This is a genomic window from Paenibacillus sp. FSL R5-0749 (genome assembly GCF_038595085.1).
Taxonomy (GTDB): domain Bacteria; phylum Bacillota; class Bacilli; order Paenibacillales; family Paenibacillaceae; genus Paenibacillus.
Genome location: NZ_CP152005.1, coordinates 6,399,037 through 6,421,159, shown reverse-complemented (window position 1 = coordinate 6,421,159; position 22,123 = coordinate 6,399,037). Strand labels below are relative to the sequence as shown.

Here is a 22,123-nt window from a genome sequence, read left to right as displayed (position 1 = left end):
ATGAATGATGATGATGAACAAACATAAACTTTGGATTGGCAGCTTGTCAGCGGCGGTGTTGCTCGGAGGATCGGCAGTAGCAGCTAGTGGGAATGTGAATGGACAATCGGTGCAAACGACACCAGCGTCAACAACACAATCCGTAACACAGAATCAGAACAGCACAGGCAAAATGCTGAATGCATCCCAAGCAAAAGCGTTGGCGCTAAAAGCAGCCGATGGTAAAGTGGATGACGTGGATCTGGAGCGCAGAAACGGCCAAACGTTCTATGAAGTTGAGATCGACAGAAAAGGCAAAAATGATGTTGTCGTTCGTTTGGATGCTTATACCGGAAAAATCCTGGCGGTCGTGGACGATGAAGACTACGATGATGACGATGACTATCAAGGCTCTGCTACAGGCAATACGTCTAATAACTCCGCCACTAAGCAGGTCAAATTGACAGCATCCCAAGCTTCAAACATTGCTTTGAAACAAGTTACCGGTGGTAAAGTAACCAAGGTCGAGCTGGATCATGATGATGGTCGTTATGTGTATGAGATCGAACTAAGAACCGCTCAAGGTGAAGCAGATGTAGATATCGATGCCAACACGGGTAAAGTGTTATCGTTCGACCAGGATTTTGACGACCAAGACTAAGCAATAAGGGCGAGTATACGCTGATAAAACATCATATTAAAAACCTGCCTATGAACAGCCGACACAGCTAGAGATTGTTACATCATGAAGGGGCAGGGCAGGTATAGCAGAGGACGCTTCGGAGGAAGCGTCTTTTTGCTTTTTATGGAGAGCGGGGAGTATGGAATTGTACATGTTCCGCCGGATTGTTCACTATTCGAGCAGGAACATGGCGGCTACAATCGGAAACAAGGAGGTGAAGCTGAGCCAATCAATCTTGTCAGGAATTCTAATGTTAAAATGCATCATCGATCGGAGGCAGATGAGACATATCGATTTTATTTTATGTAAGCGCTTCATAAAAAACGTGGAGGTGCATTACGATATGGCTATGAACGATGGATGGTTGAAAAAGAATACACACTCACGCCGTTTTCGCTTTACTCAGCGCTTGAGTTATCTGCTTATTTTGGTGCTAGTGCTGCAATCAATAGGTATGCTGCTTGCACCCGGACCGGATGCTTCAGCTGCTCCGCTTAGTGTTACGAACGGGATACAGTTCAAGGATACCAATGGCAATGTCGTTCATGCCCATGGGGGCGGGATGATCAAGGCAAATGGGTATTATTATTGGTTTGGGGAGAATCGCAACCCAAATGGAACATTCAAGGCGGTATCGGTGTATCGTTCATCGGATCTGAAGAACTGGGAGTATCGCAATGATGTGCTCACCAGCAGCTCGGCAGCCGAGTTAAATATCTCCAACATTGAACGCCCGAAGGTCATCTACAACAGTGCCACGGGCAAATACGTGCTTTGGATGCACAAGGAGAATGGTCTGGATTATGGCGAAGCCAGAGTGGCTGTAGCTACTTCTAGTACGGTTGATGGGAACTACTCGTATGTGGGCAGCTATCGTCCACTTGGGTATGATTCCAGAGATATGACGGTATATAACGATAACGGAACCGCTTATCTGATCTCCGCGACCCGAGTGAATGCAGATCTGAATATATATAAGCTGACCCCGGATTTCCTGGGTGTGGAATCCCTTGTCACAACACTGTGGCCCGGACAATATCGTGAAGCACCTGCTTTATTCAAAAAAGATGGCGTCTACTTCCTGATCACCTCGGGTGCAACTGGCTGGAATCCGAATCAGGCTAAATATGCAACAGCTTCCAGTATTACAGGCACATGGAGCGGCCTTAGCAACTTCGGAGACAGCACAACGTATGGTTCCCAATCCACCTATGTCGTTCCGGTAGAAGGTTCTCAGACCACATCCTATCTCTACATGGGCGATCGCTGGGCTGGAGCGTGGAGCGGGCCTGTGCAGGATTCCAAGTATGTCTGGCTGCCACTCTCGTTCCCAAGCGCAACCAGTCTGGCGATGAACTGGGCCAGCAGTATCACGATTGATACAGCAACAGGTACCGTGACCGGAGTGAATACACCGGATGTCTGGGACCCGAATGCTTCATATCAGCTGATTAGTCGTAAAAGTAACAAGTTGCTAAATGTCATTGGAGGTTCTTCCGCCAACGGTGCGGATGTGGAGCAGCGAGCAGATGGGGGAACAACGAGTCAACAGTGGCAGATTACCGATGCAGGTGGCGGTTATGTCAAAATCATCAACCGTTCCAGCGGCAAGCTGATCGGTGTGGAGAATGGTTCCACGGCCGATGGGGCTGTCATTGAACAGTGGAATGACGGGGGTTGGGCCAGTCAGCAATGGCAGCTCGTCCATGTAGGTGGTGGTTATTATAAACTGAAGAACCGCAGTACAGGCAAGGTTTTGGACATCTCCGGTCAATCGTTGGCAGATGGTGCTGCGGCCATCCAGTGGACGGATAATGGCGGTACGAATCAGCATTTTCAGATTGTTAAAGTGCAGTAAGACGGTTAGATATTAGAAATAAGGTTCCAATTATAGATAAAGCTACAGATAAAGCTACAGATAAAGCCCTTGTCTCTTCCCTTAAGGTGAGACAGGGGCTTTGTGATGTGTTCACGCTTGTTATGTGATGCTCTTACTCCATGGAATATGCAGATGTTGGGTCATATCATGATTTAATTCCGATCAACATCATACCAAACTGTGGTAAACTAGTAGAATTGTAGAAAAAGTAGAGACAGGAGTGGATAACGAAGTGAGTGAACAACATGTGCTATCCATTGAAGGCTTGCGTATGAGATACAACGGGCGTTATGTGTTGAATGGCATCGATCTGGAAGTGAATCGCGGTGAGATGATTGGATATATTGGTCCCAACGGAGCCGGCAAGAGTACGACGGTTAAGATTTTACTCGGGCTGGTTGAAGGATATGTGGGCACGGTGCGAATCTTTGGTAAAGATATTGCGGATGGGGATGTGGAGTATAAACGCAAAATAGGCTATGTTCCCGAGGTCGCGGAATTATACGAACAATTAACGCCTGCGGAGTACCTGACGTTTACGGGAGAGTTGTACGGCATGTCCTATGAAGATGCGGATTATAAAGCCAAGTTATTGATGGATTGTTTTGGACTCGAAAAATCATATCATTCCCGCATTGCCTCCTTTTCCAAAGGCATGCGGCAGAAAGTGCTGTTAATCTCTGCGCTGCTGCATGACCCGGATCTGTTGTTCCTGGATGAACCTCTCAGCGGATTGGATGCCAATAGTGTGATGGTGGTGAAAGAAATTTTATCGCAGTTGTCAGCCAAAGGTACAACCATCTTCTATTCGTCTCACATCATGGATGTGGTGGAGAAGATCAGCAGTCGGATTGTACTGATCGCTGAAGGACGCGTCGTGGCAGACGGTACGTTTAAGCAACTCCAACAGCAATCCATGGAAGGCACGCTCGAGGAAGTATTCAATCAATTGACGGGTTTCAATGAGCACAAAGCCATTGCTGAGCGATTCGTATCGATTGTGCAGGAGGTGTACTGATATGGAGGAAACCTCCGACTTCCGCACGCTGAAAATTCTGGATCGCTTTCGGCCAATCATCGCCAGAACAGGGGCAGATTATGATGCACTGCGCCTGATATTGCGGGTGAAATTCCAGATGGATCAACGCAGAGTTCCTACCATTTTGTCCAACAATTCAGGGAAAAAAGAGCGCAAGGAAGGTAATCAGTTTCATCGATCCCTGTGGATGTATGGATTAATGGGACTGATGATGGTTCCCTTTATCGTGTGGGATACAGGGCATTTCATGCTTCAGATGGGTCTGGTGTTCGGCATCTTAATGTTTATGATCATGACGTCCATGATCTCGGATTTCTCCTCCGTACTGCTGGATATCCGGGACCGAAATATTATCATGACGAAGCCTGTTAATGGGCGAACGGTAGGTATGGCCCGAGCCATTCATGCAGGTGTCTATCTGTTCCTGCTGACGGGTTCGTTAACTGGCGTACCGCTAATTGCCGCGTTGATTACACATGGCATCGGATTCTTTCTGATCTTCCTTGTGGAGTTAATTCTGATCAACATGCTGATTCTGGTGACCACGTCCTTGGTTTATCTTCTCATGATGAAGTTTCTGGATGGCGAGAAGCTGAAGGATATGATCAATATGGTGCAGATTCTGCTGTCCGTGGGAATTGCAATTGGTTATCAGCTGGTCATCCGCTCGTTCGACATGTTTGATTTTGGTATAGTATTTACCCCCGCTTGGTGGCAATTGTTGTTGCCTCCGTTATGGTATGCGGCTGCCTATGAATGGTTATTTGCAGGGGGCGGGAATGTATGGATGTATACCTTCACAGCACTCGCAGTCTTGGTTCCTTTGGTGAGTCTGATCGTATATGTGAAGCTAATGCCTTCGTTTGAGTTGTATTTGGAGAAAATGGCACACTCGGGTGAGTCTTCCGGGCGCAGACGCGGAACCTGGGATCGGTTGATCTCCAAGGTGGTCAGTCGTTCCAGAGAGGAGCAGGCTTGCTTCCGTCTGTCCGCCAGCATGATGCGTAATGAACGGGAATTCAAGCTGAAGGTGTATCCATCGCTTGGCTTATCCTTTGTTTTGCCTTATATATTTTGGTATACCCAATTGCAATCCTCCACCTGGACGGAGTTCAGGCAAAGCTCGTTCGTATACACCTTTTACATCGTGTTGATTCTGGTTGTAACGGTGGTAGTCATGCTGAAATTTTCGGGACAATACAAGGCGTTCTGGACCTTTCGCGCTGCACCGATGGCGAATGATAGTGCATTGTATAAAGGCGCTCTGAAGGCATTCCTGTGCAACATGTTCCTGCCTATATTTCTGGCAAATGCTATTCTGTTCACCTGGACATTTGGATTACGGATACTGCCGGATATTGCGATCATCTTGTTAACGGCGACCGCGCTTGTTCCGCTGGCAGGCAAGTTGTTGCTGCGGAAGCCGCCGTTCTCCCAATCCTTCAGTATGGCGCAACAAAGTGATGGCTGGTATGTATTTGCCGCCCTCCCTGTGCTTGCCATGTTATGGGGAGTCCATGTCTTTTTCCGATCCATGTCGGGGGGCATCTGGATCTATGGAGTACTACTGATCGTGGCGAATGTGTTGCTGTGGACGCTGCTGTTTCGGGAGAAGAAGACAGCGGATAAGAGGCCGGTTGCCGTTTAAGAATAGAGTAGTAGAGAGAACAGAAGAACAGGAAGCAGAAGAATAAAAGAATAAAAGATGGAACGAACAAGAGGGCGAATGGGATAAGAGGGACTGTTCCAAGAAAACGCCATGCTATCCGTGCAGAGAGCGCTTGGATCAGGTGAACCTAAGGATCAACGTTCTAGAGAAGTAAGAGATTAGAGTACGGTGCACCAGAGAAGCATGGATTACACAACGAGGAATAAAGAGCCAAAAGCCAAGAATGAAGAACGAGGAAGCAAGAACGAAGAACCAAGAACGAAGAACCAAGGGATTAGAGATGAGAAGGTTGAAGTGATAAGAGCTAAAAGAGCTAGTCTTGACACGGATGTCGAGGTTAGCTCTTTTTGATATGCATGCTCCCTCAAAGAAACCCTCGTCCGAGCGCTAACGAACCTGAGACAACCTATTGGGGGGAATAATCGGAAAAATAAATTCTAACGAATCTCAGGAACGCTATCCTGCTGAAAAGTAGTTATTTAGCTTGAAGAAGGGACCGAACAGGCACAATAGCGACTCTGTGATTCGTTAGATATTAGATACACGCTAAAAGGGGCAAATAGCGTGTATCAGGTTCGTTAGAATGAAGTAAAGCAGTGGAGGTTCTCCAGGAGGGGGCACCCTATCTTGTATGGCCTGATCGGAGGATAGATTCCGCCAGCCGATCGGCTGCATCGGCTGTAGAGATCGCAGATTGCGCAGCTTCTGCGTATACCTTGCTTAGCGTGCCTGCAATCCCCGCCACCTTTTGGCGGATCAGGTCAGGCCCGGCGCCTTCCAGCTCGTAGGCGGTGGAGATGATTCCGCCTGCGTTGAGCACGTAATCAGGCGCGTACAGGATGCCGCGCGCCTGCATGCGGCCAACAACCAGCTGTCGTTCACTCAGCTGGTTGTTGGCCGCCCCGGCAACGATGGAGCAGCGCAGCTCCTCCACCGTTGCCGGGGTCAGTACGCCCCCCAGAGCACAGGGGGCGAAGACCTTGCAGTCAGCGGCGTGGATATGGGCCGGATCGGCCGAAATGGCGCCGCTGAACTGCACAAGGGCACGTTGTACACGCTCTGGTACAACGTCTGCCACAATGAGCCGTGCCCCGGCTGCATGCAGGTAACGGCACAGGGCATGCCCGACCTTGCCCAGTCCCTGGACGGCAACGGGAATGCCCTGCAAAGATGCAATGCCTTGCTGGCGCAGCGAGGTCACAATGCCGATGTGTACGCCGTAGGCGGTCATCTCGGCAGTGAAGTCATCCTGCGCCCCAAGTGAACCGGTGGTGTCCGTCACATGTGCGGTCTCCATTCGGATCTGGTCCATGTCTGTCGCCGTGGTACCCAGATCAAGGCCGGTCACGTAGCGCCCGTTCAGCCGCTCCAGACAACGACCCAGTGCGCGAAAGCGCTGCGCCCGCCTGGATACGTCTGTATCCGGGCTCCCATCGATATGATGCGACACTTCCTCAGCAACGATTTCCCCTTCAGAGGCAAGGCTCTCTTGTTGCTCTATCTTCAGATCTCCAGCGACATGCTCAACGCTCTGAGATTCACAACTAACCTCATCCGGTTTTGCATTCCTTGCAAAAGGACCATCCCATATGACCACCTTCCCGCCGCCATAGGGCAGTCCAGAGATTGCATTTTTGTACGTCATGCCTTTGGCAAGCTTCACGGCGTCCCGAACAGCCTCTTCCTCGGATGCATACGTCCAGTAGCGGCATCCACCCAGTGCAGGACCAAGGGCTGTACTATGAATCGCAATGACTGCCCTCAACCCACTAACTGCATCATGGCAAAAAATGAGTTCCTCCATGCCTTCCCGTTCCATCTCCTGCCATAGCTGCATGCCGGTACCTCCTTTTTGTTTTGCCTCATCCATCCTGATTCTGACCCGGTATCCTGTGCAATTATGCTCGATTTTATGATGATACAGCATATTCACAGTCACCAGTTTTCGCCCCTGGGACCTTCGCCCGGGTTGATAATCGGTATAAACGGTTCTATAATGGCAGTTCCGGCATGACGAAGAGCAGAAAATGCCTCCGAATTGACATTCAACCGTTTAGAATGAGTGTATAACGTCCAATGATGGAGATAGAGCGAACGTACAGGAAGTATGGATAAAACGAAATCGTCGAGTAGATGCAGCAAAGGGCCGATTCACTTGTGAAGGCCAGGAAAGAGGGATTACGATTGTTTAAAATATTGGTATTTATCTTTTTGATCCAGATTGTGTACGTATCGGCTTATACACTCCGGATGATTCTGACGCTCAAAGGACAGAAATATATCGCCGCACTGATCAGCATGGGTGAGATTGTGATCTATGTGCTCGGCCTGAATCTGGTGCTTAAATATCTGACCCAACCTTCTGCCTTAATCGTGTATGCGGTGGGATACGGACTTGGTGTGTTGCTCGGAGCCTGGATTGAAGAAAAGATTGCACTCGGTTACGTTACCGTTAAAGTCATCTGTAACCAGATGGGGGGCAACGTCGCGAATGCACTTCGAGATAAAGGGTACGGCGTTACTGCATGGGTGGGTAGCGGACGTGACGGGGATCGGCTTGTGATGGAGATTCTGGCGAAACGCAAAAACCAGAAACTGCTCTATCAGACGATTCTCGATCTGGACCCCAAAGCATTTGTCATTACCGTAGAGCCCAAACAGTTCCATGGCGGCTTCTGGACACGTTCCATCAAAAAGTAAAATCGAGCAGGTCTGCAGCAGATGCAGTCCTGCTTTTTTGTTTTCATTTTATCCGACACCGCCTTGCTGTCTCAAAGTATCCCGGAAATCTTACTCCTCAAGTTAACTCTGTACGATTCAAGGTTGCTTACAGTACAGATCCTTGCCACATCGGCAGTTCCTCCTACATGTGAGACAGGGATTATTGTTGTAATCGCTCTCAACACTTACATTGAGGGCATGTCCTTCGTAACATGGCTTGGCAGCGATGGACGAATGTAATCATCATATTTCGGGAGGAATGAATTCTATGAAAACTACAATTCGAAGCTGGTGCAGCGCAGCCTTGGCTCTAACCTTGGGGCTAACATTATTGTCCGGACCGGCAAGTGTGCAGGCAGCGGGCAATGCGGACTACAATCTTACAGGTTTCTCCCAAGGCAACGCGGGCGGCGGCATCGTCAGCGAATCCAACACAGCTACGTATAAGAAAGTGTATAATGCGACTGATCTGGCACTGGCTCTGAAAAAGAACTCCGGTGTCAAAGTCGTTGAGATCATGAACGATCTGAATCTGGGATGGAATGAGATTCCGAGTGCAGCGCAGACTTCGCCGTTTGCCAAGCATAATGATGCGTTGACGCATCCTGTATTGAAACAGACAGGTGTAAGTAAAATTACAGTGGACGGTTTCAATGGACTCACCATTTTCTCCGCCAATGGTTCCAAAATCAAACACGCTGCGATCAGCGTGAAGCGAAGCTCCAACGTGATCATCCGCAACCTGGAATTCGATGAGTTATGGGAATGGGATGAATCGACCAAAGGCGATTACGACAAGAACGATTGGGATTATATCACCCTGGAAGAGAACAGCAACGTATGGATTGATCACTGTACATTCAATAAAGCTTATGACGGACTCATCGATTCGAAAAAAGGAACCAGCGGCGTGACCATCTCCTGGTCCCTCTTCAAAGGGGATGACGGCAGCGCAAGCAGCTGGGTTACCCAGCAGATTAACGAGTTGGAAGCGAATAAGGCTTCCTATCCGATGTACAACTACCTGCGCAGCAGTGCTGTAGGTCTCAGCAAAGCCGATATTATTGCCATCTCTGGACCGCAAAAGAAAGGACATCTGGTCGGTTCCACCAGCCTGGAGTCGGCTAATGCCAATCTGTCCATGACGCTGCACCATAATCTCTACAAAGACATTCAGGACCGGATGCCACGCCTGCGTGGAGGCAACGCACATGCGTATAACATCGTGATGGATGCAACAGGGGCACGTGCCGCTAAAGCCAAAATTACAACGGCAATGGCAACAGCGATTGCGTCCAAAGGTTATAAGTTCGATATTATTGGCAATGGGGCTATCTCTACGGAAAGCGGAGCTGTATTGGTGGAGAAATCAGTCATCAAGGACGTGCTGTATCCTGTTCGTAACAATCAGACCGATCCGGCAGATCCGACCTATACCGGCAAAATCAGAGTGACCGATACGATGTATTCTTTGGATGGAAGCTCCTTCCGAGGCAGCAGTGATACATCTGGCAGTCCACTGGCACCAGTCCCGGCCGTGGTAAAATCATTCTCCTGGAATGGCTTCTCGACACTTCCTTACAGCTATACGACGGATGATCCATCTACGCTGAATGCACGCCTCACAGCATCCAATGGGGCGGGTTCGGGTAAACTGACTTGGTCCAAGGACAATTGGTTGAAGACGAGTTATTAGGCGATGATGTGATGTAATTCTGAGAACAAAGCAAGGGGTATCAGGGTATCCTGTTGCTGGTTCATTCTTCAAACAAGAAAAGAGTACTCCTGCAGCTGCGATAGCCGGGAGTACTCTTTATTGTATAAATTAACTCTATAAACAGTTATTAATACAAGTTCGTCTTGTAATTATACTTACTGGTAAATATAATAAATGAATGGAAATGATAACTAGTTAATTATAAACAAAAATGAGCAAGTGAATATGAGTTTGGATATAAGGATGGTGAAACAGCTTGGATGTATGGCTATACTCCGCACTGACTCTTGTTTATTTGATACTTGTTATTCGGATGGCCGTCGTTTTAACCCAGAGAAAGCAATGGCTCACATATTCCAGTTTTCAGCTATTCGTAGCGTTTAGCTTGGCATATGATAATGGAATTATTGCTGTAGGTAACCTGATAGGAGAAGGGGAGTTGTTAACCGTTCTTAGTAGCCTTCGATTTTGGCTACATGCCTTCGCTACGCCTACCCTTATTCTTGTTGGCTACCATATCTTGCGTAGCTCAGGTGCCAAGTTTGCAAATAGAAGTATAACGAATGTGGCAGCATGGCTGATAACGCTGGGTCTGGTTATCTACCAGATTGTAGGCTTTACTTTATCCGAGGTTAAAAATCTCACTGCTATAGAAGAGTATGGAGTATTGCGATATGTGGCAGAAGATCATGGAGGTCCGCCGATGATGGTTATCATCGTGGGCATTGTACTCTTGTTCGTTAGCTTGATTGTGCTTTTCAAACATAAATGGGTATGGCTGTTTATTGGGACTGCGTTATTGTTTGCAGGGCAGCTAATCTCCCTGCCCGTGAAGAGTGGGGCTTTAACCAATGTGTATGAGCTGATTCTCATTCTCTCGATTTGGAGAACGACTACATTTTTGATGGATTCAACAGATCGTCGTCGTTATTAAGCCCCGGAGCATCAGAAAAGACTGGCCAATAAGATAGAGGCCAGTCATCTGTGTTCGTTTTTTAAATTCTATTATTCGGCTATCCATTTGTATCTGATGAGGCAGACGCAGCACTCACTGAGTCACGATAGATGATATTACCTTTCACATGAACACGGCCGAAACTGCGGTTCGGGTTGTCGACCTTTTTGAGCATCGACTGGACTGCCGTGCGCGCCATCTGTTCCACATCCACTTCGACAGTTGTCAGCTTGGGATCGGAGAGCATGGCATAGATATCATTATCAAAACCAACAACAGAGCATTGGCCAGGCACCTGAATATCCATCGAATTCAGTTTTTGAACCAGCAGATGGGCGACCTGATCACAGTTGCATACAAAGGCCGTTGGCAACTGCTCAGGCAGATCGATCTCAATAAACGTACCCCGTTCATCCCGATCATTCAGAATTAGATTTGGATTCATCGGCAACCGATGTTCCAGCAAGGATTTGTAATACCCGAGGAATCGGTCCTGGATGCTGCTCGTGGAATACAGGTTCCCTACATAAGCAATGTTACGGTGGCCCTGCTGAACCAAATAGTTCGTCAGCTCATAGGCAGCGTAGAAGTTATCGGTAACGACGGAATCAATGTCCGAATGTTCATCATAGAAGTCGAGAAACATTTTGGGAACTTCCATTGATCGCACCAGTTCAATATACTCTTTGCTGATCTGCCCGAGCACGATAAAACCATCGACTTTGTTGTCGCTGTACAGCTTGGGCAATGTTAATTCTTCCTCATCCTCCACATTCAGAATGTGCAGAATGCCGTAGTAGCCCTGTTCCTCCAGATGTTTGGTGATGCGCTGGAACACGCGTACATAGAACGACTGCGTAGGTCCGGTAAAACGCTCCGGGATAATTACGCCAATATTATGGGTTAAGCCTTCCTTCATCGAACGGGCAGCGGCATTATACCGATAGCCCATTTCAACAGCAAGCACTTTAATTTTTTCTTTTAATTCGCCACTCACGCCATCTTTATCATTCAACGCTTTCGAGACGGTCACACTGCTGACCCCGAGCCTGTCGGCGATATCCCGCATGGTGATATTGTTCTTCAGTATGGTCGCCTCCTTCAAGCCGGTATAGGCACAATGTGCTGTCACTATGATGAGTGCTTTCCTCCAACATAATAACAATCCATATCAGTATACATCGTTACCCACTTGGAATAAAGCCATTCTGGCTGTTGCTTCGCTAATTTTCAGCACATTGCAGGTTTCCCTGAGAGGACGCTCTACCGATGTTACGTTAATTGTTTCTGTAAAAGCTTCTCATTCTGTTCAATCAGCTGACCCCGCTGGCTGGCACAGTCCAGGGAACGATATGGATCGGCCGGTGTGTTGAACGTATAATCAACCAGTTTCTCCAGAGTGGTAGTTGCCACATGACAGCGGGTATCACTGGATGCGTAATAGATAAAGACTTCTTGCTTCTCATTGACTACGGCACCGTTGCAGAAAATAACATTGGACACATCGCCTACACGCTCGTCGTCATAAGGGGCAATGAAGTGGCCGCCCGGCTTGGCAATCATACGCGTCGGATCATTCAGATCCGTTGCGAAAGTGTACAACACATAACGCAGTCCTGCTGCGGTGTTCCGAACCCCGTGAGCAATGTGAATCCAGCCACGATCCGTCTTGAGCGGAGCAGGGCCTTGGCCGTTTTTGACTTCGTAAACCGTATGATATTGCCGTTCGTCGATAACCGTCTCTTCATGAATGACCGGGTTTAAGATATCCTCACATAGACCAAAGGCGATACCGCCGCCGCTACCAGTCGAGATGAATCCGTCCTGTGGACGGGTGTAGAAGGCATATTTTCCATCCACGAATTCCGGGTGCAATACGACATTTCGCTGTTGAGGGGAATTCGTTGTGATGTTGGGCAACCGTTCCCAGCTTGTGAGATCTCGTGTCCGAACCAGTCCTGCCTGTGCCACTGCGCTGGATGTATCAAATGCAGGAGCCTCCGGGTCTTTGCGTTCCGAGCAATAGATGCCATAGATCCAGCCATCTTCATGTTGAACGAGGCGCATATCATACTGATTCGTTTCATCGGCATCGATATCATCCCAGACCAGTGGTTTACCCGTGAAACGGAACCCGTCAATTCCATTGTCACTCTCCGCAAGCGCAAAGATCGATTTACGATCCAATCCTTCCGTACGAATGACCATGATGTATTTGCCATTGAAATAGATGGCTCCTGGATTCAACGTTGCATTAATGCCCAGACGTTCCATGAAATGCGGGTTGGTCGTCTCATCCAGATCGAATCTCCAATGCAGCGGCACATGATGGCGAGTGATAACCGGATATTGGTACCGATCATATATGCCATTGTAGAAGGAAGAATTGATCTCATTGGGGCGGGTAAGCAACTGCTCCTGTTTCTCCAGTAACTCCTTGTATTTCGGGTGTATCATTCTGATCCCATCCTCTCGATTAGTTCAATGCAGAATCTGCTGTTGTGATACGGGCATTTCCACGGTCCGGCAATCTCGCTCTGATCCGTTGTTCCGTTCCCGTCAACTGACCAGTACCATTCTCCGCCAGCGCGCTGATCAATAATATTTTCCTTCGTGTAGGTCCACAGCCGTTCCACTCTCTCCAGAAACAGTGGATCACCTGTGCGCTGATACGCGTTATAGAAGCCGACCATGGCCTCCGCCTGAACCCACCAGATTCGCTTCTCATCGATATGTTCACCTTCTTGTTCATTGAGCAGGGAACCATCGGCATTCACGGCCACATTGGAGATGTTATAGGCAATATCCGTTACCATCGCCGCATACTCCGGATGTTGCTCCATCCCCAGAACTTTCAGTGCTTCGTCAATCAGCCAGCTGGCTTCAATGTCATGTCCGAACGAGCGCAAATCAATGATGGACTCCCACTGTTTGTTGAAAAATACCCCGAGAAACGTGGTGTCTTGGTCATACACCCGTTCATATAGAATGCCGAGCAGGCGTTCCAGCGCCGCCTTCACTTGTTGATCTGGCCACACGCGATAGAGTGTGGTGTAGGCCTCTAACACATGGATATGCGTATTCATGGTGTAATCCGCAATCACCCCGTTTTCGCTCAGCATTTCATTGGGCTGTTCCTTCCATGTGCGATCAAATTGTTCCTTGTATGCAGGTAGCTCGGCATCCAGACCTTTATCCTCAATCAGAGCAAAAAGCGTTTTCGCAAGTTCCAACGCAGAAGCATCCCCAGTAGCGCGATAGTACTCACTGAGTGAATACACGCCGAATGATTGCGTATATACATGTTTGCTCGTGTCCAGTGCTTCCCCTGTGTAATCTACCATCCAGTACATACCGCCATATTCGGTATCCATCACATGATCGGCGAGAAAACGGTATGCGTGTTCCGCGTGCTCGCGCCATCTCTCGTTTCCGGTAACCCGATACGCCGCTGCAAAAGACCATAGTTGACGTGCCGTGGCGATCCCGCCTTTGGGGGCCTGTTGGTTCACCTGAAGATCATTGCCCACCCAACCGTAGAACCCACCGTGAGTTGTATCTTTTAGGTTGGACCAGAAGGGTAAAATCTGCTTCTCCCAATGCGCCTTAATCTCAGATTGGAGTTGAGATGTTTTTGTATTCATAAGTGAGCGCTCCTTCAACGTGTTACATAAATCTTAAATTATAAACGGACTAAAGAATATTTACATTGGCCACTCCGATGACAGAATAACCTTCCGATCGCTGTTATCCCCAGATTTTTAAATTCCTTGTCATAAGGAGAAAATCCGGGGATAGCATATGCTTCCGATGTAGCTTTCTTGCAGAAAGCTTGTAGGCGAACGCTCCGCTTCTTCAGGTTCTTTCTGTCCTCTCCGTTTCGTGTAAATGTTTGATTAGTTTATATATTTAAGTTAACGGTAACTTTATAAAACAATATTAGTGCTCTAAAAAACAGATGTCAACGAATTGCATCTCAATTTTTCTTGTTAGGTTCTAAATAAATGAATTGACAGGTAAGCGTTACCATAATAGAATTCACTTTGTAACCTTAACGATAACTTAATTAAATTAAGAGAGGGGTCGAATCAATTGAGAAAAAACAAAGGTTGGATGATGTTGCTGACGATGCTGCTCATCACTTCACTACTTGCTGCATGTTCATCCGGAGGTGGATCTTCGCAGGCAGGGGAGGAGATCAGTACAGATCCGGCAGATATTAAGGGTGAAATTACCGTCCTTACACAACGGACAGATATTGTGGATACCATGTTCAAAGACTACGCAGCGGAGTTCAATAAGGAATACCCGGATGTTAAAGTGAACTTCCAGGCACTGGCCGATTATGAAGGGCAAGTAAAGATCCGTATGAGCACCAAAGATTACGGTGACGTACTGATGATCCCGACCAGTGTTCCGATCGCGGATATCCCGGACTTTTTCGAGCCGCTCGGCACGTACGATGAACTGAAAGATAAATACACCGCGATTGAAGAACGTATGGTGGATGGTCAGGTATATGGTATCCCTACGGTCATCACGTTCTCGGGAATTATCTATAACAAACAGGTATTCAAGGATGCCGGTATCAATGAAGTGCCTAAGACGCCTGAGCAATTCCAGGCAGCGCTTCAATTGGTGAAAGACAATACCGATGCAATTCCTTTGTACACCAACTATGCATCCGGCTGGGCGCTTACTCAATGGGAAGCGGATCTGCCAACCGTTGCGGGTAGCGTAGATTATGTGAACGTGGACCAACCGAACACAGATGATAACTTTGTGCCTGGTCAGCCGCACTATGAACTGTACAAAGTGCTCTATGATGCAGCCAAGAATGGTCTGATTGAGAAAGATCCAACGACAACCGACTGGGAAAGCTCCAAAGCGGATCTTGCCAAAGGCAAAATTGCCACAATGGCACTTGGCTCTTGGGCCATCACACAGATTCAAGGGATGACAGATACGCCGGATAACATCGGATTTCTTCCTTTCCCAACCAATGCAAGTGATGTTGTGGTTCCGCTCTCCGCTGACTATAACATTGGTATGAACGTGAACAGCGAGAACAAACCTGCGGCCAAAGCCTGGATTGACTGGTTCCTGGCGAAATCGAACTACGCGGTTGAACAGGGCGGCGGTATGGATGCAGACAAAAGCGCGGAATTGCCACCGATTCTGGATCAATATAAAGATGTGAAATTCTCCACGCTCACCCCTGCCAAAGAAGGTCAGGAAGGTCTCGTTGACAAGATTGATAACGAAGGCGAAATCGGTCTCTGGCAGCCTGACTTTAAGAAACGCATTATCGAAGCAGGTATTGGTAACCGCAAGGAATCGTATGACGACATCATGAAAGATCTGAACGATAAGTGGGTAAAAGCACGAGCAGAACTCACGAAATAATGGGATTAACGTAAGTGGTCAGGTGGTGAACAGACTACGGGAGCATGGGATAAAATCCATGTTGCTTGGGGGCAAATGGTGTCTGAAGTTATGGTGCCGGATGCCTTCCCCGGCAGTTGTTCGGCCCAATTTTCCTGGACGGGAGTCTTTCGATATATAGGCGGGTCAACCGCTTGGAGGTGTGGAGAGCATGAAGTACTTAAAGGTTTCGAATTGGGGTTACTCAGCGCAACGCATATTTATCATCTGTGCCTTCTCAATTATTCCGCTGGCGTTGCTGTTCACGTTTGCATACTTACCGGTCATCAACATGTTCAAATACAGTTTCACCGATTGGAATGGATACAGCAAAAGATTCGATTATGTTGGGTTTGAGAACTATACACGCATCTTCAGTGATCCGGAATACTTCAAAGTATTTATTGTCAGTTTGTACTACTTCGCGGCCACGTTCGTGCAGATGGGCCTGGCGCTCTACTTTGCCACGATTCTGAGTTTCAAAGTCCGAGGCAAAAACTTCTTTAAAGGCATACTGTTCTTTCCTTATTTGCTGAATGGGGTAGCTATCGGTTTTATCTTCCTCTTTTTCTTCAAACCGGACGGTACACTCGATATGCTCATGCATGCTGTAGGGCTGGGACAATACACGCAGCTTTGGCTCGGTAACCCGAATATTATCAATGTGTCCCTTGCAGGCGCATCGGTATGGAGATACATGGGCTTCAACTTTATTATCTTCCTGGGTGCAATCTCCTCCATCCCGAAGGATGTATATGAAGCTTCGGATATTGACGGCGCCAATCGCTGGCAGCAATTCCGCCATATCATTCTGCCGAGTATTACGCGCATCCTGCAGCTTAACCTGATCTTGGCCATTAGCGGCGCAATTAGTGCGTTCGATATTCCATATATCATGACCGATGGTTCCAACGGCAGTATGACATTTGTCATCCAAACGGTTCACTTGGCGTTTAAATATGGCAAGCTGGGACTGGCATCTGCCATGGCAGTCGTACTGCTCTTAATCGTTATTCTCGTTACGCTCGTGCAGCGCGTCACCATGAAAGGGGAGGAATGAACGTGACACAATTCAAATACACCCTTGCGAGCGTAGTTAAATATGCTTCCCTGATTATTGCGGCGTTTATCGCACTGTTACCCATCGTGGTGATCCTGTTTGCCTCCCTCAAAACCAATGCGGAATACGCCACCAGCAGTCCACTTGCCCCACCAGCCAACTGGCTGAACTTTGCGAACTATGCGAAGGCATTTGTGGATGGAAACATGCTGGTCGGTTTCAAAAATACAATTATTATCCTGGTCATTTCCATTATCGGTGCAACCTTAACGGGTTCCATGATTGCGTATGTGTTAGATCGGTTCAAATTCAAAGGCAAAAAGATCATGGTCGCCGCATTCCTGCTCGCTACCCTGATCCCCAGTGTGACAACGCAGGTTGCCACATTCCAGATCATCAACGCGCTCGACCTGTTCAACACACGCTGGGCAGCCATCGTGATGTACTTGGGTACAGATATCATCGCGGTGTATATCTTCCTGCAATTCCTGGGCTCCATCTCAAGTGCATTGGACGAATCGGCCATGCTGGACGGTGCCTCGTACTTCACGATTTACTGGAAAATCATTTTGCCACTACTGAAACCGGCCATTGTAACGGTCATTATTGTGAAGGGCGTTAACATCTATAACGACTTCTACACACCGTTTCTGTACATGCCGAAGACCGATCTACAGGTCATATCCACTGCCTTGTTCAAATTCAAGGGACCTTTCGGATCGCAGTGGGAAGTCATCAGCGCCGGCATCATGATCGCCATTATACCAACGATGATCATCTTCCTGTTGTTACAGAAATACATCTATAACGGCTTCGCACAAGGCTCCGTTAAATAAAATTCGAAGGGAGAAATGAAAATGTCAGTTGCTGAAACGAAAAACGTACACATTGTGGGGGATGCTTTGCCGAATATGCCGTGGGAGGCCAAACCGGAGGGGACAGAAGGCCCGGTATGGAGACACTCCGCGAATCCGGTCGTACCGCGTAACCCGGTGAAGGGCGTTGCCCGTATTTTCAACAGCGCCGTTGTTCCGTATGAAGGGAAATTCATCGGGGTATTCCGTGCTGAAACTGTGAATGGACGTCCGCACCTCCACATGGGAGCGAGTGAGGACGGTCTGGAGTGGAAGATTGAAGAGGAACGCATTGCCTTTGTCGATGAAAATGGCGATCCATTTATGCCGAACTATGCTTACGACCCACGTCTGGTCAAAGTGGAGGATACGTATTACATCATCTGGTGTACCGATTTTTACGGAGCTGCACTCGGTCTAGCCAAAACGGATGACTTCAAAACGTTTGTCCGTCTTGAAAATCCGATGCTGCCGTTCAACCGGAATGGCGTGCTGTTCCCACGCAAAATCAACGATAACTATGTCATGCTGTCCCGACCAAGCGACAGTGGACATACCCCGTTCGGGGACATCTTCCTGAGTGAAAGCCCGGATCTCGTGTACTGGGGCAAACATCGTCATGTCATGAGCAAAGGCGGTCAAGGCTGGTGGCAATCGGTTAAAATTGGCGGCGGGCCCGCTCCGATCGAAACGTCCGAGGGCTGGCTGATGTTCTACCATGGCGTAACGGGAACGTGCAACGGTTTCGTCTACAGCATGGGGGCGGTCATTCTGGATCTAGATGAGCCTTCCAAAGTGAAGTATCGTTCCTCCGACTTTGTGCTGACCCCGGAGAAATGGTACGAGGAGCAAGGATTCGTCGATAATGTCATCTTCCCGTGTGCAACACTGCATGATGCCGAGACTGGACGTATCGCCATCTATTACGGTGCTGCCGACACCTATGTCGGTGTGGCTTATACGACCATCGAAGAAATCGTGAACTATGTGATCGAGACGGATGAAGTCATTGTCGGAGACCACGAGGAAGGCAAGTTGTAATTGAAGTGAGACAATTTTTTAAAGCTGAAATTTACACAATAACGGAGAGTGCAGAACCAATCTGAAGAAGCGAAGGGGTCGCATTTATCCCCGGATTTCTCCCTTACATAAAAGGGATTTGATAGAAATCTGGGGATAACGGCGATCGGAAGATGGTACTGCAATCGTAGTGGAAGTGTATATATTCGACTGTTTTTTAAATGAAGTGAATGGGACACAGGGGAGTATTGCACATGGAATATATCAAAGGATTTACATTTGGCTGGATGAGTGGCAAGGGTGCCTTCCGCAAGCCGGAGGCCAAAGAATCCTTGCGTCTGATGGCTGAGCGCACAGGCAGTTCACATGTTATTTTTGCACTGGCGGCACATCAGGATCATCCGCAGGCGGTAGAGGTCAAATATCGGGGTGTCCATCTGGTAGATGATGATGAACTGATCGATATGATGCGGTATGCCCGTGAACTCGGGCTGCGTGTCATTCTGAAACCAACCGTCAACTGCACCGATGGCACATGGCGTGCACATATTAACTTTTTTGATATCGATGTGCCTTGTGAACCGAAGTGGAAGGATTGGTTCCGCAGCTACACGGCATTTCAGAAGCATTATGCAGCCATTGCAGAGCAGGAAAAGTGTGAGATGTTCATCGTGGGCTGTGAGATGGTCCAATCCGAGCGTCGGGATCAGGAGTGGCGCGAGGTGATCGCTGGTGTGCGTGAAGTGTACACTGGACTGGTGTCATACAACACGGACAAATATCAGGAAGATCATGTGAAGTGGTGGGATGCTGTGGACGTGATCTCTTCCAGTGGTTATTATCCGATCGGAGATTGGGAGGCACAGCTGGATCGTATTGAGGAGGCGGTTGCTCCCTATGGCAAACCCTTTTTTTTGCGGAAGCTGGTTGTCCTAGCCGCAGCGGATCAGCTCATGTACCGAACGATTGGGGACTTGCAGGTGAGGTCAGCGCGGAGGAACAGGAGCGATTCTATGAAGCCATGTTCCGGCATGTCAGTCAGCGTGACTGGGTACGTGGATTCGGTCTTTGGGATTGGAGCGCACATCTGCATGACGAGAAGGATGCGCTCACCGATGATGGATATGGAGTTTACGGTAAGCCAGCGGAGAAGGTCATTCGTCGGTTCTATGAGGGCATCACGGTAGAAGTTTAACCAGAAACAAGAAGACGTATGTGAAGAAGAATCTTTAGTGATATATCTACATATGTACTTTCGTGATTTCCAGGCTGTGAGTAAGGAATAACAGATTATGGTGGACTTATTTTTCCAGTTTTAATTCACATTCAGGCCAAAAAACCTTTCCTCCCACAGGAAAGGTTTTTTGGCTATTTTAGTAACAACATATATCATGTCGAATTTTGTTGACAAAAGGAAGGCTCCTGCCTATTCTTAATGGATGAATATGATAATCATTATCATAAAATAGAGAAAAGGGGTTCAACATCCATGTCTGTACAACATCGCAAATCTTCGGCTCTCACGCTGGCAATGATGCTCTTATTGCTCTTGGTTATCGTGGGCTGCAGCAATACAGGAAGTGGAGATGAATCCTCATCTGCTGCTTCGGATCAAACATCTACGAAGTCGATTACGATGTCATGGCCACGTGATATCGGTACAATGAATCCGCATACGTACAATCCTTCGCAATTATTTGCCCAATCCATGCTCTATGAGCCACTGATCAGTTATCAGAAGGACGGGAAACTCGAACCTGCGCTGGCAGAATCATGGACCATCTCCGATGACGGCAAAGTATATACATTCAAGCTTCGCCAAGGTGTGAAATTCTCAGATGGTACGCCATTTAATGCTGAGATTGTGAAAAAGAACTTTGATGCTGTAATGAAAAATAAAGATACACATAGCTGGCTGGGCATTGTAGGTGTGCTCGACAAGACGGAGGTTGTGGACGACCAGACTTTCCAACTGACACTCACAGAGCCATATTATCCTGTTCTTCAGGATTTGTCGGTGGTTCGTCCTTTCCGCTTCCTGGGTGAAGCTGGATTCCCGGATAACGGAGATACTTCCCAAGGCATCAAAGAGCCAGTTGGAACGGGCCCGTGGATGCTGGCTGATTACAAGCAGGACGAATATGCTGTTTTCAAACGCAATCCGAATTATTGGGGAACAGCACCGAAGGTAGATCAGATTACGGTCAAAATCATTCCTGACGGTGAAACCCGTGTCCTTGCATTTGAAAAAGGCGATCTCGACCTGATCTACGGAGAAGGAGTGATCAGTCTGGATGCATTCCAACAGCTTCGTGACAACGATGAATATGTGACGCAATTGTCTGATCCGGTGGGCACACGCAGTCTGCTGCTGAACTCTTCCAATTCCAAGCTGTCCGATGTCAGAGTGCGGATGGCGCTCCAGCAAGGGTTTAACAAACAGGCGATGGTTGAGGGGGTCACTTCCGGTTTGGAAGAACCAGCCGACACCGTATTGTCCAAAAACTATCCGTACACCAATGTAGACCTGGAACCAATCACGTATGACGTGGAGAAATCCAAAGCATTACTGGATGAAGCGGGCTGGAAGCTGCCGGCTGGTGGGACGGTTCGTGAGAAAGACGGGCAGCAGCTTGATTTCGAGATGATTTTTGACAAAACGGACCCGATTCAGAAAGCGATGGCGGAGACCATTCAGGCTGAGTGGAGCGAGCTGGGGGTTAAAGTAAACCTCACTGGACTGGAACTGACGGTTCAGATCAAACGTCTGAAAGCCAATGACTTCGACCTGTATTTCTGGTATAACTATGGCGCGCCGTATGATCCCCATTCTTTCATTAACGTTGTAGCGAGCCCTGGATTCGGGATTTCCGAGACCTTGAGTGCGTTGCCGATGAAAAAGGAACTGGACGATCAGGTGCATGCAGCACTGTCATCTACAGACGAGACGAAACGCCAGGAGTTATATGGCTCCATCCTGAAAACTCTTCAGGAGCAATCGGCGATCGTACCGATCTCTTACATTAAGAAAACGGCTGTATATCAGAAGAAAATCTCCAACTTTATTTTCCCGGCGAACCGTGATGAGAATCCGTTTGTCGGCATTGAACTGGGCAATCAATAA

16 protein-coding genes and 1 pseudogene are annotated in these 22,123 nt (G+C 48.1%); 13 read left to right on the top strand and 4 right to left on the bottom strand.

Annotated features, from left to right (window positions below):
• Positions 1-4: 4 nt before the first annotated feature.
• The 4 genes from MKY85_RS28620 (at position 5) to MKY85_RS28605 (ending at position 5,227) form a co-directional block, all read left to right on the top strand.
• Positions 5-640 carry a PepSY domain-containing protein gene (locus tag MKY85_RS28620; protein ID WP_342571370.1) on the top strand — a complete coding sequence of 212 codons (636 nt, stop codon included), beginning with the start codon at positions 5-7 and terminating at the stop codon, positions 638-640.
• A gap of 364 nt (positions 641-1,004) precedes the next feature.
• Complete coding sequence (locus MKY85_RS28615) at positions 1,005-2,519, top strand: RICIN domain-containing protein (protein ID WP_342571369.1); 1,515 nt, start codon at positions 1,005-1,007, stop codon at positions 2,517-2,519.
• A 253-nt stretch (positions 2,520-2,772) separates the two neighbouring features.
• Positions 2,773-3,558: an ABC transporter ATP-binding protein gene (locus MKY85_RS28610; RefSeq protein WP_339238638.1), complete on the top strand. Its 786-nt coding sequence runs from the start codon at positions 2,773-2,775 to the stop codon at positions 3,556-3,558.
• Between the two features lies 1 nt (position 3,559).
• A complete protein-coding gene (locus MKY85_RS28605) occupies positions 3,560-5,227 on the top strand; it encodes a hypothetical protein (RefSeq protein WP_342571368.1) in 1,668 nt (555 codons plus the stop codon).
• A 643-nt stretch (positions 5,228-5,870) separates the two neighbouring features.
• On the opposite strand, the gene MKY85_RS28600 is transcribed toward MKY85_RS28605, so the two are convergent.
• Positions 5,871-7,085: a Glu/Leu/Phe/Val dehydrogenase dimerization domain-containing protein gene (locus MKY85_RS28600; RefSeq protein WP_342571367.1), complete on the bottom strand. Its 1,215-nt coding sequence runs from the start codon at positions 7,083-7,085 to the stop codon at positions 5,871-5,873.
• A gap of 347 nt (positions 7,086-7,432) precedes the next feature.
• On the opposite strand from MKY85_RS28600, the gene MKY85_RS28595 reads away from it, so the two are divergent.
• From MKY85_RS28595 to MKY85_RS28585, 3 genes are all read left to right on the top strand, one after another.
• Complete coding sequence (locus MKY85_RS28595; protein WP_062836740.1) at positions 7,433-7,948, top strand: DUF2179 domain-containing protein; 516 nt, start codon at positions 7,433-7,435, stop codon at positions 7,946-7,948.
• 289 nt (positions 7,949-8,237) lie between these two features.
• Positions 8,238-9,665: a hypothetical protein gene (locus MKY85_RS28590; RefSeq protein ID WP_342571366.1), complete on the top strand. Its 1,428-nt coding sequence runs from the start codon at positions 8,238-8,240 to the stop codon at positions 9,663-9,665.
• A 277-nt stretch (positions 9,666-9,942) separates the two neighbouring features.
• A complete protein-coding gene (locus MKY85_RS28585; RefSeq protein ID WP_342571365.1) occupies positions 9,943-10,620 on the top strand; it encodes a hypothetical protein in 678 nt (225 codons plus the stop codon).
• Between the two features lie 79 nt (positions 10,621-10,699).
• On the opposite strand, the gene MKY85_RS28580 is transcribed toward MKY85_RS28585, so the two are convergent.
• From MKY85_RS28580 to MKY85_RS28570, 3 genes are all read right to left on the bottom strand, one after another.
• Positions 10,700-11,773 (bottom strand): substrate-binding domain-containing protein, encoded by a 1,074-nt coding sequence (locus tag MKY85_RS28580; protein ID WP_342571364.1) that lies wholly within the window; start codon positions 11,771-11,773, stop codon positions 10,700-10,702.
• A gap of 140 nt (positions 11,774-11,913) precedes the next feature.
• On the bottom strand, positions 11,914-13,098 hold the full coding sequence (locus MKY85_RS28575; RefSeq protein WP_342571363.1) for a glycosidase: 1,185 nt from the start codon (positions 13,096-13,098) through the stop codon (positions 11,914-11,916).
• On the bottom strand, positions 13,095-14,285 hold the full coding sequence (locus MKY85_RS28570) for an AGE family epimerase/isomerase (protein ID WP_342571362.1): 1,191 nt from the start codon (positions 14,283-14,285) through the stop codon (positions 13,095-13,097). The genes MKY85_RS28575 and MKY85_RS28570 overlap by 4 nt, the downstream gene beginning before the upstream one ends.
• Before the next feature lie 448 nt (positions 14,286-14,733).
• Between MKY85_RS28570 and MKY85_RS28565 the strand changes: the two genes are divergently transcribed.
• The 6 genes and pseudogenes from MKY85_RS28565 (at position 14,734) to nikA (ending at position 22,123) form a co-directional block, all read left to right on the top strand.
• Positions 14,734-16,047, top strand: a complete 1,314-nt coding sequence (locus tag MKY85_RS28565; RefSeq protein ID WP_342571361.1) for an extracellular solute-binding protein — start codon at positions 14,734-14,736, stop codon at positions 16,045-16,047.
• A 190-nt stretch (positions 16,048-16,237) separates the two neighbouring features.
• Positions 16,238-17,125, top strand: coding sequence for a sugar ABC transporter permease (locus tag MKY85_RS28560; RefSeq protein ID WP_339238629.1), 888 nt, complete (start codon positions 16,238-16,240; stop codon positions 17,123-17,125).
• Positions 17,122-17,961 carry a carbohydrate ABC transporter permease gene (locus tag MKY85_RS28555; RefSeq protein ID WP_339238628.1) on the top strand — a complete coding sequence of 280 codons (840 nt, stop codon included), beginning with the start codon at positions 17,122-17,124 and terminating at the stop codon, positions 17,959-17,961. The genes MKY85_RS28560 and MKY85_RS28555 overlap by 4 nt, the downstream gene beginning before the upstream one ends.
• Positions 17,962-17,982: 21 nt before the next feature.
• Positions 17,983-19,020, top strand: coding sequence for a glycoside hydrolase family 130 protein (locus MKY85_RS28550; RefSeq protein ID WP_342571360.1), 1,038 nt, complete (start codon positions 17,983-17,985; stop codon positions 19,018-19,020).
• 233 nt (positions 19,021-19,253) lie between these two features.
• Positions 19,254-20,194 (top strand): annotated as a pseudogene (locus MKY85_RS28545) (1,4-beta-xylanase).
• Positions 20,195-20,488: 294 nt separating this feature from the next.
• A complete protein-coding gene (gene nikA / locus MKY85_RS28540) occupies positions 20,489-22,123 on the top strand; it encodes a nickel ABC transporter substrate-binding protein (protein ID WP_342571359.1) in 1,635 nt (544 codons plus the stop codon).

What these genes read in the sequence shown, in the direction of transcription:
- MKY85_RS28555 (WP_339238628.1), top strand. Translation starts at nt 17,122, where the DNA reads ATGAACGTGACACAATTCAAATACACCCTTGCGAGCGTAGTTAAATAT.
- MKY85_RS28570 (WP_342571362.1), bottom strand. Translation starts at nt 14,285, where the DNA reads ATGAATACAAAAACATCTCAACTCCAATCTGAGATTAAGGCGCATTGG.
- MKY85_RS28620 (WP_342571370.1), top strand. Translation starts at nt 5, where the DNA reads ATGATGATGATGAACAAACATAAACTTTGGATTGGCAGCTTGTCAGCG.
- MKY85_RS28615 (WP_342571369.1), top strand. Translation starts at nt 1,005, where the DNA reads ATGGCTATGAACGATGGATGGTTGAAAAAGAATACACACTCACGCCGT.
- MKY85_RS28550 (WP_342571360.1), top strand. Translation starts at nt 17,983, where the DNA reads ATGTCAGTTGCTGAAACGAAAAACGTACACATTGTGGGGGATGCTTTG.
- MKY85_RS28575 (WP_342571363.1), bottom strand. Translation starts at nt 13,098, where the DNA reads ATGATACACCCGAAATACAAGGAGTTACTGGAGAAACAGGAGCAGTTG.
- MKY85_RS28600 (WP_342571367.1), bottom strand. Translation starts at nt 7,085, where the DNA reads ATGCAGCTATGGCAGGAGATGGAACGGGAAGGCATGGAGGAACTCATT.
- nikA (WP_342571359.1), top strand. Translation starts at nt 20,489, where the DNA reads ATGTCTGTACAACATCGCAAATCTTCGGCTCTCACGCTGGCAATGATG.
- MKY85_RS28605 (WP_342571368.1), top strand. Translation starts at nt 3,560, where the DNA reads ATGGAGGAAACCTCCGACTTCCGCACGCTGAAAATTCTGGATCGCTTT.
- MKY85_RS28560 (WP_339238629.1), top strand. Translation starts at nt 16,238, where the DNA reads ATGAAGTACTTAAAGGTTTCGAATTGGGGTTACTCAGCGCAACGCATA.
- MKY85_RS28590 (WP_342571366.1), top strand. Translation starts at nt 8,238, where the DNA reads ATGAAAACTACAATTCGAAGCTGGTGCAGCGCAGCCTTGGCTCTAACC.